At 64.3% G+C, this 14,056-nt stretch carries 14 protein-coding genes; 11 read left to right on the plus strand and 3 right to left on the minus strand.

Annotated features, from left to right (window positions below; translation table 11 throughout):
- Positions 1 to 43: 43 nt before the first annotated feature.
- Positions 44 to 673 (minus strand): hypothetical protein, encoded by a 630-nt coding sequence (locus Q7V45_RS12335; protein WP_304852287.1) that lies wholly within the window; start codon positions 671 to 673, stop codon positions 44 to 46.
- A complete protein-coding gene (locus tag Q7V45_RS12340) occupies positions 674 to 2,086 on the minus strand; it encodes a hypothetical protein (protein WP_304852289.1) in 1,413 nt (470 codons plus the stop codon). It lies immediately after the preceding gene.
- Positions 2,087 to 2,170: 84 nt separating this feature from the next.
- On the opposite strand from Q7V45_RS12340, the gene Q7V45_RS12345 reads away from it, so the two are divergent.
- From Q7V45_RS12345 to Q7V45_RS12370, 6 genes are read left to right on the plus strand one after another with little or no spacing between them, the layout of a single operon-like run.
- The gene (locus Q7V45_RS12345) at positions 2,171 to 3,058 is read left to right on the plus strand and encodes an alpha/beta fold hydrolase (RefSeq protein WP_304852291.1); all 888 of its coding nucleotides are present in this window, start codon (positions 2,171 to 2,173) and stop codon (positions 3,056 to 3,058) included.
- Positions 3,055 to 4,074 carry a zinc-binding dehydrogenase gene (locus Q7V45_RS12350; protein ID WP_304852293.1) on the plus strand — a complete coding sequence of 340 codons (1,020 nt, stop codon included), beginning with the start codon at positions 3,055 to 3,057 and terminating at the stop codon, positions 4,072 to 4,074. Before Q7V45_RS12345 ends, Q7V45_RS12350 begins: the two co-directional genes overlap by 4 nt.
- Before the next feature lie 40 nt (positions 4,075 to 4,114).
- The gene (locus tag Q7V45_RS12355) at positions 4,115 to 4,729 is read left to right on the plus strand and encodes a glutathione S-transferase family protein (protein ID WP_304852296.1); all 615 of its coding nucleotides are present in this window, start codon (positions 4,115 to 4,117) and stop codon (positions 4,727 to 4,729) included.
- Between the two features lie 22 nt (positions 4,730 to 4,751).
- Positions 4,752 to 5,915, plus strand: coding sequence for an NEW3 domain-containing protein (locus tag Q7V45_RS12360; RefSeq protein WP_304852298.1), 1,164 nt, complete (start codon positions 4,752 to 4,754; stop codon positions 5,913 to 5,915).
- Positions 5,916 to 5,924: 9 nt separating this feature from the next.
- Positions 5,925 to 6,881 carry an ABC transporter ATP-binding protein gene (locus Q7V45_RS12365; RefSeq protein ID WP_304852300.1) on the plus strand — a complete coding sequence of 319 codons (957 nt, stop codon included), beginning with the start codon at positions 5,925 to 5,927 and terminating at the stop codon, positions 6,879 to 6,881.
- Positions 6,882 to 6,930: 49 nt separating this feature from the next.
- Positions 6,931 to 7,842: an ABC transporter permease gene (locus Q7V45_RS12370; protein WP_304852302.1), complete on the plus strand. Its 912-nt coding sequence runs from the start codon at positions 6,931 to 6,933 to the stop codon at positions 7,840 to 7,842.
- 69 nt (positions 7,843 to 7,911) lie between these two features.
- On the opposite strand, the gene Q7V45_RS12375 is transcribed toward Q7V45_RS12370, so the two are convergent.
- Positions 7,912 to 8,748 carry a GntR family transcriptional regulator gene (locus tag Q7V45_RS12375; protein ID WP_304852304.1) on the minus strand — a complete coding sequence of 279 codons (837 nt, stop codon included), beginning with the start codon at positions 8,746 to 8,748 and terminating at the stop codon, positions 7,912 to 7,914.
- Positions 8,749 to 8,785: 37 nt separating this feature from the next.
- On the opposite strand from Q7V45_RS12375, the gene Q7V45_RS12380 reads away from it, so the two are divergent.
- The 5 genes from Q7V45_RS12380 to Q7V45_RS12400 all read left to right on the plus strand — a co-directional run bounded on the left by Q7V45_RS12380 (position 8,786) and on the right by Q7V45_RS12400 (position 13,991).
- On the plus strand, positions 8,786 to 9,763 hold the full coding sequence (locus Q7V45_RS12380; protein WP_304852306.1) for a tripartite tricarboxylate transporter substrate binding protein: 978 nt from the start codon (positions 8,786 to 8,788) through the stop codon (positions 9,761 to 9,763).
- 10 nt (positions 9,764 to 9,773) lie between these two features.
- Positions 9,774 to 10,880 carry a TauD/TfdA family dioxygenase gene (locus tag Q7V45_RS12385; protein ID WP_304852309.1) on the plus strand — a complete coding sequence of 369 codons (1,107 nt, stop codon included), beginning with the start codon at positions 9,774 to 9,776 and terminating at the stop codon, positions 10,878 to 10,880.
- Positions 10,881 to 11,030: 150 nt separating this feature from the next.
- The gene (locus Q7V45_RS12390) at positions 11,031 to 11,906 is read left to right on the plus strand and encodes an oxaloacetate decarboxylase (RefSeq protein WP_304852311.1); all 876 of its coding nucleotides are present in this window, start codon (positions 11,031 to 11,033) and stop codon (positions 11,904 to 11,906) included.
- A 38-nt stretch (positions 11,907 to 11,944) separates the two neighbouring features.
- Positions 11,945 to 12,820 (plus strand): oxaloacetate decarboxylase, encoded by an 876-nt coding sequence (locus Q7V45_RS12395; RefSeq protein ID WP_304852313.1) that lies wholly within the window; start codon positions 11,945 to 11,947, stop codon positions 12,818 to 12,820.
- Positions 12,821 to 12,854: 34 nt separating this feature from the next.
- On the plus strand, positions 12,855 to 13,991 hold the full coding sequence (locus Q7V45_RS12400; protein WP_304852315.1) for an amidohydrolase family protein: 1,137 nt from the start codon (positions 12,855 to 12,857) through the stop codon (positions 13,989 to 13,991).
- The last annotated feature ends 65 nt before the right edge of the window (positions 13,992 to 14,056 follow it).

Genomic DNA, 14,056 nt, shown 5'->3' on the forward strand with positions numbered 1-14,056 from the left:
AAAACAGTGACGGAATAAGTCGGCGAACGGAAGAGTTTTTGGGTTAGGGCCGAGCCTGCAGATCGTCGGCGAGGCGCCTGAGCGTTTCGGCGATGGCGCCTATCTCGTTCGACGCGGCGATCACGCCTGATGTCGCCTGGTCGATGCGCGCCGTTTCCTGGTCGACGATCTGCCGGATGCCTGCAAGCGGCTGGAGCCCTGGCGATTCCTTAAGTCCTACGACAAGAGAAACCGTCTGGGATGACGTCGGCCCGGTCGGGATCTTGAAATCCTTCGTCTCTGGCTTGAAGGCCGGCATCTCCAGAGCAGCCACCGAATGGCCCGCGGTTACGACGGTCGAGTTCACCTTGCGGACGGCCGACGCGGCCTCGCGCAAGGCCGTGGTCGACCGGTCGAGGCCGTCGGCGGCAAGGCGGATCGCCGGGGCCAGCTTGTCGATGTTGCGCAGGAGGAGAAGGCCCATCCGCAGCAGGCGGAAGAATGCGGCGATTCCCCCGAAGTCCTGGGCGATCGACCACACCGCATACGCAAGCACGGCCAAGATGAACAGCATGATCAGCAGTGCCGGGCCGAAGACAAACAGCAGGATCGCCAGCAGCAGGCTGAACAGGACAAGGCGGCCAAACAATGTGGGGAGCGTCAGGCTCGAAAGGGCAGCGACGATAGCTTTCATTCATCCCTCCCACGGCGGATCGATCAGCCGCAATTCGCGGCAGCCGCCCTGCTGGCGAGCGGCACGCACCTGGCTCTGGAAGTAGATGAAAACGCCCCACATGAGCGCCAGAAAGACTCCCATCGCCGCCGCCGTCGCAGCGGCACTGCCGGGCTCCGATGCCATGCGCGGGGCCACGAACAGGAACTCGATCGCGGCGACGACGATGCCGAGGATCGCGGACAGGCCCACCACGATCTGAAGCGACCATTCCAGGTTGGAATTCATCCGGCACCAGTCGGCGCCGCAGCATGCCCACCAGAGCCAGCAGGTGAGGGCACCCAGAACGATCGCGCAGGCGAAGAGGATAAGGCAAACCACGCCGGCGATCGCGATGGTGAGGTCGAACATCGCGCCGATCTTGAAGTTCACCGCCTGGACCGCGGCCTGCGCGGCCTGGGCCGATGTCGAGCCCTGGCTGCTGGTCGCGGTCGCCGCGAGGGTCGCGGCGGCCTGGGTTGCGGTTTCGGAGGCCGCGCCGAGGATACCTGCCCGGGCACCGTGGAACACGGTCAGAGACATTCCGAGATAGAAGGCGAGACAGGCGACGATGACAGAGATCTTCCAGACCGAAAGGCTCCACCGGCAATCCACGACCGAGCATATTCCCGGCTGCTTCTGGTCTTCGATAATCGTTTCGCAACGCTCGACTTCGATCCTGCGGGTCTCCGCGCAGCCGGCATAGCCGACCTCGAAGGTCGCGGATGTGGTGCGGTTGGCGGCGGTGCCCGCCGGCAAGTCGATCTTGAGCGTGGTCGTGGTGCCGCCGCTGACGGGATCGAGCCAGCGGAATGGAACGTCGCGAGGCGGCGTGACCGTCAAGGTGACGCTATCCGAATTGATGCAGAGGCCGTCGTGCCATTCCGCGGTCACGTCCGTGCCACTCTGGTCCACGACCTTGATCGTCGTTCGATCGAGGTGCTTCTCCACCAGAGAGCAATCGCAGGGCGGGACGACTACCTTCTCTTCGACGGCGTTGGGAAACTCATGCCCAACCTGCACGAACTCGATTCGTGTTCGGTATGTTCGACCCGCTTCGAGGTTGAAAGTCGCCTCGTCATCCACGACTTGCTGGTCGTCCGGCGCGTTGCCCGGCACGTCTCGCTGAACCCGCTGAAGCGGTATGGAAGCGCTCTGCGGCAAGCCGGGAATGCCCGGATTGTCGTCGGCAATGGGCGGAAAGACCGACACGAAAAAGCTGCCGGAGACAAGGGCGGTGCCGCGGTCGACCCGGAACCGGATGCTCGCCGATTTGACGAGCCGGCCTTCGAGCGGGCGGCACAAGGTGCCGATTTGCGGTGCTCTGAACGTGATTCCCATCGCTCGCTCCCCTGCGCGCGAAAGATGCGAGCTTATGTTAGACACGGCAACCACTGGTCACAAGGGCGGCGGAATGCAGCCGGCCGGGCGGTGACGGCCACGGTTCCCGGCGAAGTCGTTCCATTCTATGTTGATGGCATGAATCCCTCTCTGAACGGCATGCCGGGGCCCACTTCCCGCGTCTTTTTTTCCCAGCGTCTGCGTCTGCACTATGTCGACTGGGGCAACCCGGAAGCGCCGCCGCTTCTCCTGGTCCATGGCGGCCGTGACCACTGCCGGAACTGGGATTGGGTTGCACAGGCTCTGTGCAAGGACTGGCACGTGATCTGTCCGGACCTGCGCGGGCATGGCGACAGCCAGTGGTCGCCGGACGGCAATTACTCGATGGCGGCCTACATCTACGACCTGGCCCAGCTCATCCATCAGCAGAATCTGGCGCCGGTGACGATCGTGGCCCATTCGCTGGGCGGCAACATCTGCCTGCGCTACACCGGCATCCATCCCGACAAGGTGCGCAAGCTGGTGGCGATCGAAGGTCTCGGGCCGTCGCCCAAGGTGATTGCCGAGCGCGGCAACAAGCCGATGAGCGAGCGCATGACCGACTGGATCGACGAGCAGCGCAAGCTGTCGGCCCGCGCACCGCGCAAGTACCCGACCATCGAGGATGCCTTCAAGCGCATGCAGGGCGAGAACAAGCATCTCTCCGCCGCACAGGCGCGTCACCTGACGGAGCAGGGCGTCAATCAGAACGAGGACGGCACCTATAGCTGGAAGTTCGACAACTATGTGCGGGTGAATCAGCCGTACGACATGAGTTACGAGGCGATCGAGGAACTGTGGTCGCGCATCGCCTGTCCGACCCTGCTGGTCTACGGCAAGGAAAGCTGGGCCTCCAACCCAGAGAATGACGGCCGCATCAAGCACTTCAAGACAGCGAAGGTCGTGGAGTTCGAACGCGCCGGCCACTGGGTCCAGCACGACCGGCTGGACGATTTCGTGGCCACGACGCGGGAGTTCATCAAGTGAGGGCGGCGGTCCTGCGCGACGGCGACATGGTCGTGGCCGAGGTGGCGGAACCCGTGCCGGCGGCAGGGCAGGTGCTGGTCAGGACTCTGTGCTGCGGCATCTGCGGCTCGGACCTGCACTATGCCAAACACGCGCCGCACATGGTCGAGCTGTCGAAGCGCATTCCCGGTCGCCAGCCTCTCGACCTGTCGCGCGACGTCGTGTTCGGCCATGAGTTCTGCGGCGAGGTGCTGGACTATGGTCCCGGTACGGAGCGCAAGCTGAAACCCGGCACGCTGGTCTGCTCGATGCCGGTGGTCCCGCAGGCGGATGGCATGCGCACGGTGGGCTATTCAAACGACTTTCCCGGCGGCTATGGCGAGCGGATGGTGTTGGCGGCGCCGCTCCTGCTCGAAGTGCCCAACGGCCTGCCGGCCGATCACGCCGCGCTCACCGAGCCGTTGGCGGTCGGCATCCACGCGGTCGAGAAGGCCGCGCTGCAGGAGAACGACGCGCCGCTGGTCGTGGGCTGCGGACCGGTCGGGCTCGCCGTCATCGTCGGCCTGCGCCTGAAGGGGATCCACCCGATCGTCGCCGCCGATTTCTCGCCCAAGCGACGCGAGCTGGCGGCGAAAATGGGCGCCGACATCGTGATCGATCCCAGGGACGAGTCGGCCTATGCAAAGCTGCCGCCGGGCCGGCGCGCCGTGATCTTCGAATGCGTCGGTGTGCCGGGCCTGTTGCAACAGGTCTTTGAGGCCGCGCCGCGCGACGCGCGCATCGTCGTGGCCGGCGTCTGCATGGAGCCGGACCGCATCGAGCCGCTGTTCGGAATCGTGAAGGAACTCTCGATCCAGTTCGTGCTGGGCTACACGCCCGAAGAGTTCGCTCGCTGCCTACGCCTGCTGGCGGACGGCGAGGTGCACGCCGAGGCGCTGATCACCGGCAAGGTCGGCCTCGACGGCGTGAAGGGCGCGTTCGCCGAACTCGGCAATCCGGAGAACCACACCAAGATTCTCGTGGAGCCGTGGCGCTGACTTTGATAGCGCTTCAGGACACCCGAGGGAGGAAAAGAAGATGAAGTTTTACAATTCGGTCGGCCCCAACCCGCACATGGTCCGGATGTTCATGGCCGAGAAGGGCTTCGACGTGCCGAGGGTCGAGGTCGACCTGCGCGGCGGCGAGAACCGGCGCGAGCCCTATCTCAAGGTCAATCCCGCCGGCCAGTGTCCGGCGCTCGAGCTCGACGACGGCACGGTGCTGGCCGAGATCACCGCGATCTGCGAGTACATCGATGAGATCAAGAAGGACACGCCGTCGCTGATCGGCGACACGCCGGAGGAGCGCGCGAACACCCGCATGTGGGTGCGCCGCATCGACCTCAACATTCTCGAGCCGGCGGCCAATGGCTTCCGTTTCTCGCAGGGACTCAAGATCTTCCAGGATCGTATCCATTGCATTCCCGAGGCGGCGGAGGGGCTCAAGGAAGCGGCGAGGAAGAAGCTCGTCTGGCTCGACGAGCAGATGGGCTCGAAGCCCTTCGTGACGGGCGACAGGCTTACCATGGCCGACATCCTGCTGTTCACCTTCCTGGAGTTCCTGAGCAAGGTCGGGCAGCCGCTCGACCCGGCGAACAAGAACCTGACGGCCTGGATGGGCCGCATGAAGGCCCGGCCGAGCGCCGCGGCCTGATCGGCAGAGCAGGAACACCACGATGCGCTCGTTGCTGGCTTTGCTTCTCCTGCTCGTCCTGCCGCTTGCCGGCGCGCAGGCCCAGGGCGATCCACGGGGGGTGAAGGGGCTGTTCCTGCTGACCGACTATCCCTCGCAGACCGTGCGGGCGGGCGAAGTTACGACCATCCGCGTGAAGGTGAACAATGCGGGGTTGTTGCCTCAGCCTCTGGCGTTGGCGCTGAACGGCGTTCCCGCCGGCTGGAGGATCGACCTGCTGGGCGGCGGGCAGCCGATCGGCGCGGTGATGGCGGGCGTCAACCAGGACGTCACTGTCCAGCTCCGCGTCGAGGTTCCGAAGAACGCGCCCCCCGGTTCGCAGACCGTCGTGCTCATGGCCAAGGGCCAGCTGGGGCAGCAGGCCAGCCTGCCGTTGACGCTCACCGTCGGCACCGAGGAGCCAGCCAAACTCAGCCTGAAGTCGCGCCTGCCATCGCTGCGCGGCACACCGCGCTCTGCCTTCGAATACACGCTGACGGTCGGAAACGATTCGGGAAAAGACCTGACCGTGGCGCTGGCGGCGCAGGGTCCCGCGAATTTCCAGAGCAGCTTCACCGAGGGTTACGGGTCGAACGAGATCAGCTCGATTCCGATCGAGGCCGGCCAGACCAAGGACATCAAGCTCAAGGTCACGCCGCCGCGCGACGTGAGGGCCGGCGACTATCCGGTGCTGGTCAGGGTCGCGGCCGAGGGGGCTACCGCCGAAACGCGGGTCATCCTGCAGGTGAGCGGGCAGGGCAGGCTCGCTCTCTCGACCAGGGACGGCCGGCTGAGCGGCGAGGGCGAGATCGGCGCGACTTCGACCTATACGCTGGTCCTGGCCAACGACGGCACCGCGCCGGTCGACGAGGTCGAACTGTCGGGCACCGTGCCGGCCAACTGGAAGATCGAGTTCAATCCGATGTCGATCGCTTCCATCGCGCCCAACGACAAGAAAGAGGTCCAGGTCCTGGTGACGCCGGCCGACAAGGCGGTCGCCGGCGACTACATGGCCTCGTTCCGCGCCGCCGCCCGGGGCGAGCAGGCCTCAGCCGACTTCCGCATCACCGTCACCACCTCGACCCTGTGGGGCATCGTGGGCATCGGCATCATCGCCGTGGCGCTGCTGGTGCTGCTGGGCGCCGTGGCACGCTTCGGCCGTCGCTAGACGCCGCCGATGGCCGACACCAAGCCCGATACGGTCATCGAGGCCCGCGGACTGACCAAAGTGTACGGCAGCCATCGCGCCGTCGACGCGATCGACCTCGGCATTCGGCGCGGCGAGATCTTCGGGCTGCTGGGACCCAACGGGGCGGGCAAGACGACCACCATCCTGATGATGCTGGGGCTCACCGAGACGAGCGGCGGCTCGGTCGACGTGCTGGGCTTCGATCCGGTGCGCCAGCCGCTCGAGGTCAAGCGCCGCGTCGGCTACCTGCCGGATGCCGTCGGCTTCTACGATCACCTCACGGCGCGCGAGAACCTGCGTTACACCGCGCGTCTGCTCAGCCTCCCGCGCAGAGAGGCCGAGACGCGCATCGCCGAGGCAATGGAAAGCGTGAACCTGGCCGAGGTGCTCGACAAGCGTGTCTCGACCTTCTCGCGCGGCATGCGCCAGCGGCTGGGCATCGCCGAGATCGTGATGAAGAGGGCCGAGGTCGCGATCCTCGACGAGCCGACGTCGGGCCTCGATCCGCATTCGACCTTCGAGCTGCTGGAGATGATCCGCGGACTGAAGCGGGCAGGCGTCGCCGTGCTGCTGTCCTCGCACCTGCTCGATCGCGTGCAAAGCGTCTGCGACCGGGTGGCGCTGTTCAACGAGGGCCGGATCGCGCTGATGGGCACCGTGGTCGAACTGGCCAACCAGGTGCTGGGCGCCGGCCATCCGATTCTCGTCGAGGCTGCAGGGATCGATATTGCCGCCACGTTGCGCGGCATCGAGGGCGTTCAGAGCGTGATGCCCGAAGGCGAAGGCGAAGGCGCCTGGCGGGTCGTGGCCGATCGTGACGTCCGCGCCGCCGTTGCGCATCGCATCGTGACCTCGGGCGGTGCGCTCACACGACTCGCCGACCTGCAGCCCAGCCTCGAAGAGGTCTACACGCGCTACTTCGAGGGGGCACGCCGTGCCGCCTAGCATTCCACGCCGTCAGGGATCGCCTTTTACCGGGATTGGCCCGGTCTTCATGAAGGAGCTGGCCGATCATCTGAGCAGCGTCCGGATGCTCATCCTGACGCTCTTCGTGATCGCCTTCGGCGCCTTCCCGGTGGCCTCGTCGCTGCAGACCCTGCGGACGGTCGTCGACCCGAATTCCTTCCTGTTCCTGCGCATCTTCACGCTGGAGCCCGAGCAGGTCGGCATCTCCTTCGTCGCGGCGCTGAACTTCATCATCCCCCTGATGGCGATCGGGCTGGGCTTCGATTCGGTGAACAGCGAGTTCAACCGGCGCACGCTCAGTCGCGTCCTGTCACAGCCGATCTATCGCGACGCGCTGCTGATGGGCAAATTCCTGGCAGGCCTCGCGACCTTCGCCGTGGTGCTGGTGGCGCTGTGGCTGATCGTGCTCGGCGCCGGCCTGCTGCTGCTGGGCGTGCCGCCGCGCGGCGTCGAAGTGGCGCGCGGCGTCGGGTTCCTGGTCGTGGCGATCGCCTATGGCGGAGTCTGGCTCGCGATCTCGATGCTGTTCTCGGTGCTGTTCCGCTCGACCGCGACCTCGGCGCTGTGCGCGCTTGGCCTCTGGCTGTTCTTCTTCCTGCTGTGGCCGCAGCTCGCCTCGGCAATCGTGTCGGCCGTTGCGCCCGGCGAGATCCGCAGCGTCGAGGACTATGCGGCCCTCCAGGACCTCGCCATGGGCCTGATGCGCCTGTCGCCCGGCACCCTGTTCAGCGAGGCGGTACTCGGCCTGCTGAGCCCGGAGACGCGGACCCTGGGGCCGATGTTGCCGGCCCAGATGCGCGGCGCGATCCTGGGGGCGCCGCTGCCGTTTGACCAGAGCCTGCTCTTGATCTGGCCGCAGATCACCGGTCTCATCGCCGGCATGATCGTGGTCTTCGCCGCCGCCTACGTGGTCTTCCAGCGCGAGGAAGTGCGCGCGTAACTTCAGGACTGCACCCGAGGAAGTGGTCGATGGCGCCGGCGGTGTGGCTGTCGAATGCGCGCTCGAAGGTCACGGATTTACGTCATGGAGCAACCGTCCGACGTTGTATCCGTCGATGTCGCTGGCAGCCACCTCCATGACGAGGCGCGTGCGAAGAGGCGTGGTCCAGAAAGTCAAATAGTGCACCGGCTGGCCTTCAACATTGTACACGAGACGATTGGTCTTGAGGGTCGGGGAGTTGATCTCGATGTTCAGCGCTTGGGCGACGATTGGATCGGCCAGCGCTGCGTTGACCTCTTGCGCGACTCGTCCGAGCTTCCGGAAGCTGCCGGCGATAAGCTCGTGAAGGGATGTTTTTTCGAGCGCTTTTGCGGTGATGGCCTTTGCGAATTGTAGGGGAATCCAGCCGTCAAGGAGAGTGACCGGCTGGTCGCGATAGGATCGCGTGCGCACGAGGTGCAATGCCTCGCGGTGTTCCGGCAAGCCGAGCGATCGGGCGATCACGGTCGGACATTTCTGTACTTCAAGAATCAGGATTTGCATCGTCGTTTCCTTCATCGCGCGACGCATGTCGCCGATGAAGCTGAAGTCGGGGCCGTGCTTCGTCTCTACGGTGGCGACGAACGCGCCCACGCCCTGGCGCATGCGAACCAGGCCTTCGTTTGCGAGATCTGCCAAGGCGCGACGTACGGTGATCCGCGAGATCGAGAACTGCCGGCATAAGGCATCCTGAGTGGGCAGCAGATCACCGGGGCGATAGCCACCGCTCAGGATCTGCTCCTTCAACAAGACGTAGAGCTGATGGTGCAGAAGAGCGCCTTTTGTATTGAGCTTGAGGCGTTCCGCCGGCGTTCTGCTGTTTGGAATGGACTTGATTCGGCTGCTTGTGCCGGAGCGGGTGAGCATGTTGTACTATACCTATACCAACTAGGGAGGAAACAAAGTGAAAAAAACCTTTTCCTGGATCGCCGCGCTGACGGCTACGCTTTTCTCCATCGGCGTTGCGCCCGCCGCGGCGGAACAGAAGCCCGCCTTCCGTCCAAGCAAGCAAGTGACAATCATAGTTCCCTATAGCCCCGGCGGGGGGACCGACACAGTGGCTCGCCTGCTGGCCAAGGCCCTCGACGAAAAGTGGGGACAGACAGTCATTGTCGACAACCGTACCGGCGGCAGCGGTTCGATCGGGGCCGGTTTCGTGGCTCGTGCTGAGCCCGATGGCCACATGATGGTGCTGGCGGTCACTGGCATCGCCATCAACGCCCATCTCCTCAAGTTACCCTACGATACTGTGACAGCCTTTGCTCCGATAACGGCGGTTGCGTATCCGGTCTCGACATTGCTTGCGACGCCGACCCTCCCGGTCAACGATCTCAGAGGGCTCAAGCAGTTGGTAGAGAAGGAGGGGCCCGAAAAGCGTTCCTTCGCCAGTCCGGATCCGGGCAGCCGCTTGGCGGCTGAGCTGATTTTCGAGAAGGCAGGCATCAAGCTCTTGAACGTGCCGTACAAGGGAGCCGCTTCCTTCGTCACAGACATAGCAGCCGGCCGCGTCGATGTCGGCATCGCCAGCGTCACGTCGGGTCTGTCGCTGATCAAGGCCGGCAAGCTCAAGTCGCTCGGCATTGCCGGCACAAAACGTATTGCCGCCCTGCCTGACACCCCGACATTCGCCGAACAAGGCTTCCCGGGAATCGAGAACAACTGGTACGGCTTGTTCACCACTGCGGGTACACCCCCAGCGGTCGTCGAAGCGATCTACAAGGACATCGCCGAGGTGATCGCGCGTCCAGATTTCCAGGCGAAGCTGGTCGACCACGGTGCGGTGCCAGGCGGCGACACGCCGGCTGCATTCAGTGCGCGCTTCCAACGTGACATCAAGGAGGCGGGGGCTGCCATCGCCCGCCTCGGCATGAAGGCCGAGTAAGGAGAACCCGATGCTTGAGAAGTCACCCGCCGCCTGGACTGTCCCCGAAGTCCAGGCGGACAAGAGCTGGATTTATGCGCTGTCTCCGCCGGAAAGCGCCGAACTCTTGGAGGCCGTGCGCGCGGCGGTGCGAACCGCCGGCTTGGTCGACGGGTCGATCCTCGACTGGCGGCGTGACGACTTCGCTCTGCGGCGATCGTTGCCAACCCTGGCCGCTGCCTTCCGCCAGGTACGTGACGGTCGTGCGATGGCCCTGGTCAAGAACCTTCCGCGCGACGGCGTTACGCCGGCGGAATTCAGGCTCATGACGTGGGCGATCGGTCTGCATTTCGGCGTTGCGCGGCCCCAGAACCGCGCAAGCGACTACATCACCGAGGTCAAGAACGCGGGCTTCTCCTATCGCAGCGCAACGGGCCGCGGCTACAATTCCAATGCCGAGCTCGACTTCCATGTCGACGGGTCCGACGTGGTGCTGCTGTCCTGCTACAATCAGGCGCCACAAGGCGGCATGAGCATGTGCGCCAGCGCCGCCACCGCCTACGATGTCGTCCTCGCGGAACGTCCTGACTATGCCGAGGCGCTCACGTCCGACTATACGTTTAGTCGAAATGGCGAGGAGTCCGAGGGCGAGGAGCCATGGTACGCCGCGCCCGTTTGCACGCTCAGAGACGGCCGCGTCTTCTGCAAATGGAACCGCAATCGGATTCTGAACGCTCAGAAGCTGGAAGGCGTGCCCAAGCTCACCACTCTGCAGCTCGAGGCGATGGAGTACTTCGATACCGTGCTGCGGCGGCCAGAGAACATGTTCTGCATGAATCTCGAGCCTGGCGATCTCCAGATTCTATGCAATCAGACCATGCTGCACTCGCGTACCGGCTTCGTGGACCATCCCGACGAGGACCGGAAGCGAACCTTGTACAGACTGTGGCTGGCGCGCCCCGATTCGCGGCGGTTGCCGGACAGCTGGGAGGTCTTCTACGGCACGACGGAGCCCGCCAGCGTGCGGGGCGGCATGAAAGGGCATCACTACGACGAAGCGCGGCGCATCTTCGATGCACGCCAGGCGGCGGCATTGGGCATGCGCAACATGGACCCGGAGACAACAAGAGCCGCTTGAACGAACGTGAGTATGCGATCGCGACGCCGGCAGGCTGCACTTCGTTGCTGGCTACGAGATGGCCTTACGTTGCTACCGACTACATCACCGGTCACGGGACCGCCTATGCGGTCGATCTGCGACCTAAAACAAGGGTGAAGAGAGATGACGATGAGCAGGCCAGCGGCTTTTCGCAAGGCGATGAAGGAGGGGATGATCGTGGCCCCCGGTGCATATGACTGCATGACCTCCCGCGCGATCGAGCGGGCGGGCTTCTCCGCAGTCTACATGACTGGCGGCGGCAGTGCCTCGTACTTGGGCTATCCCGACTATGGGCTGCTCACGATGACCGAGATGGCCGACAACGCCGGCCGCATTGCCGCCTCGGTGAAGTTGCCGGTGATCGCCGACGCCGACACCGGTTACGGAAACGAGTTGAACGCGATCCGCACCGTGCGTGAGTACGAACGTCGCGGCGTGGCCGGCTTGCACATCGAGGACCAGGGCTTTCCCAAGAAGTGCGGTCACCTGGAGGACAAGGTCATCGTGCCCCTCGAGGACTATGTCGCCAAGATCCGCGCGGCGGTAAGCGCCAAGACCGATCCCGACTTCATGGTGATCGCCCGTACCGATGCGCGGGCGCCGCTTGGCTTTGAGGAAGCGGTGCGGCGGGCCAACGCCGCAATCGAGGCTGGGGCCGACATGGCCTTCGTCGAGGCGCCACAGACACTTGATGAAGTGAAGGCGGTGCCGCGTCTGGTCAAGGGACCGTGCATGCTGAACATGGTGTGGCGCGGCAAGACACCCGATGTAGCGCTGCCCGATGCCGAGAGCATGGGCTACAAGCTCTCCATCCTGCCCGGCATGTTGTTCCAGGAGGCCCTGGGCATCTGCGACAGCATCCTCGCGGAGGTGCTTGCCACCGGGCGGCATCCCCCACCCAAGCTCGATATCACGCCGCACCAGGCGTTCCAGCGTGCCGGCGCCGACGAGTGGGATGGTTACAGAACCCAGTTCCGTACTCCCGCGAAGCAGGCGGCCGAATAGCTACCCCAGTTGGACACCCACGTTTCTGGAGCAACCCAATGACTGTGACGAAGTCTTTTCGCGACGCAATGAAGGCGGGAATGGTCGTGGCCCCTGGTGCCTACGACTGCATCACTGCGCGCTCTATCGAGCGAGCGGGCTTTTCAGCCATTTACATGACCGGTGGCGGCACCGCCGCCAGCTTGGGCTATCCCGACTTTGGGCTGCTCACGATGACCGAGATGGCCGACAACGCCGGCCGCATCGCTGCCTCGGTGAAGTTGCCGGTGATCGCCGACGCCGACACCGGTTACGGCAACGAGTTGAACGCGATCCGCACCGTGCGTGAGTACGAACGTCGCGGCGTGGCCGGCTTGCACATCGAGGACCAGGGCTTTCCCAAGAAGTGCGGTCACCTGGAGGACAAGACGATCGTGCCGATCGAGGACTATGTCGCCAAGATCCGCGCGGCGGTAAGCGCCAAAGCCGATCCCAACTTCATGGTGATCGCCCGTACCGATGCGCGGGCGCCGCTTGGCTTTGAGGAAGCGGTGCGGCGGGCCAACGCCGCAATCGAGGCTGGGGCCGACATGGCCTTCGTCGAGGCGCCGCAGACACTTGATGAAGTGAAGGCGGTGCCGCGTCTGGTCAAGGGACCATGCATGCTGAACATGGTGTGGCGCGGCAAGACACCGGACATGCCGCTCTCCGACGTGGAAGGCCTTGGTTACAAGCTCACGATCCTGCCGGGCGTACTGTCGCGGTCGGTTCTTGGCGCCTGCGAGATCGCGCTCGCCAACCTGAAGCAGCAGGGTCGCCATCCCATGCCGACGTCGGACATCACTCCGCATCAGGCCTTCCAACTCGCTGGTGCGGATGAATGGGACCGGTACCGGACGCAGTTCCGCCAGCCTTCGAAGCAGGCAGCGGAATAGGCATCGAATTGATATTGGACAAGGAGAGCGGACGATGAAGTACGACGTTATTTCGGCCGATGGTCATATCGATCTGATCTGGCTGCCGACGGACCTGTTCACCGCCAACGCCTCGGCGAAGTTCAAGGACCGCATGCCTCACGTCGAGGATGGCCCCGACGGCCCGCGCTGGATCAGCAAGAACGGCGCGCAGTTCGGTCTGGTCAACGGCATGGGGTCGGCTGGCCGCAAGTATGTACCGGGCGAGATCTATCGGTCGGACCGTATGGCGGCGACTGGTCTCTATGAAGACGGCAAGAAGGGCATTCGGCGACTGACCGATCCCGACTTGCGGCTGAAGGACCAGGATCTCGACGGTGTCCAGGCTGAGGTGCTTTACGGCGTGCTCGGGTCCAGCGGACGCTTGAACGATGGCGAGGCCGCATGCGAAATGCTGAGCATCTACAATGACTGGCTGCACGACTTTTGCAGCCATCATCCGGACCGTCTGATTGGCCTCGCCAACGTGCCGAGTCACGACATGAAGGCGGCCGTAGCCGAGGTGAAGCGGGCGGCCGACCGAGGCGTGCGGGGCATCGATGTCGCCAATCGGCCCGACATGATCCCGCTCTATGACGAGTTCTACGAGCCGCTCTGGCAGATTGCGCACGAGACCAAGATTCCTGTGCACTTCCACACAATCGGTGGCCGTTCGCCGGACTACACCAAGATGACGCCGAAGATCGCGCGCCGCGCCTTTGCAACGCACATCACCGGCTTCCAGATGCATATGAGCTATATGCTGATCCAGCTCATGTTCAGCGGCGCATTGGAGCGCTATCCGGATCTCAAGGTGGTGATCGGCGAGGCCGGCCTGGGCTGGATTCCCTACGTGCTCGAGCACATGGACCTCGAATGGGAAGACCAGTTCAAGGATCTCGAGCTCAAGATGAAGCCCAGCGAATACTGGCGTCGCCAGTGCTTTGCGACCTATCAGACGGACCTGGTCGGAATCAAGCTGCTGGAGGAACTCGGCGAGGACAATGTCATGTGGGGCTCCGACTACCCTCATCCCGATGGCATCTGGCCGGATTCGCGCGACTTCATCAAGAAGGAGCTTGGCCATGTGCCGGCAGCAACCCGCCGCAAGGTGATCTGCGACAACGCCGCCAAGCTCTATCGCCTGGCGTAGAGCGGAGGCGGAAAAGACCCGTTCACAGCACCCCGGAATGCGGCGGTGAGGGAAAGGGGGGTGGT

The organism is Reyranella sp., from assembly GCF_030651995.1.
In the GTDB taxonomy this organism is placed as follows: Bacteria; Pseudomonadota; Alphaproteobacteria; order Reyranellales; family Reyranellaceae; genus Reyranella.

Coding starts and splice junctions, on each gene's coding strand:
- Q7V45_RS12335 (WP_304852287.1), bottom strand. CDS start 673: ATGAAAGCTATCGTCGCTGCCCTTTCGAGCCTGACGCTCCCCACATTG.
- Q7V45_RS12355 (WP_304852296.1), top strand. CDS start 4,115: ATGAAGTTTTACAATTCGGTCGGCCCCAACCCGCACATGGTCCGGATG.
- Q7V45_RS12375 (WP_304852304.1), bottom strand. CDS start 8,748: ATGCTCACCCGCTCCGGCACAAGCAGCCGAATCAAGTCCATTCCAAAC.
- Q7V45_RS12345 (WP_304852291.1), top strand. CDS start 2,171: ATGAATCCCTCTCTGAACGGCATGCCGGGGCCCACTTCCCGCGTCTTT.
- Q7V45_RS12365 (WP_304852300.1), top strand. CDS start 5,925: ATGGCCGACACCAAGCCCGATACGGTCATCGAGGCCCGCGGACTGACC.
- Q7V45_RS12395 (WP_304852313.1), top strand. CDS start 11,945: ATGACTGTGACGAAGTCTTTTCGCGACGCAATGAAGGCGGGAATGGTC.
- Q7V45_RS12370 (WP_304852302.1), top strand. CDS start 6,931: ATGAAGGAGCTGGCCGATCATCTGAGCAGCGTCCGGATGCTCATCCTG.
- Q7V45_RS12390 (WP_304852311.1), top strand. CDS start 11,031: ATGAGCAGGCCAGCGGCTTTTCGCAAGGCGATGAAGGAGGGGATGATC.
- Q7V45_RS12400 (WP_304852315.1), top strand. CDS start 12,855: ATGAAGTACGACGTTATTTCGGCCGATGGTCATATCGATCTGATCTGG.
- Q7V45_RS12360 (WP_304852298.1), top strand. CDS start 4,752: ATGCGCTCGTTGCTGGCTTTGCTTCTCCTGCTCGTCCTGCCGCTTGCC.
- Q7V45_RS12385 (WP_304852309.1), top strand. CDS start 9,774: ATGCTTGAGAAGTCACCCGCCGCCTGGACTGTCCCCGAAGTCCAGGCG.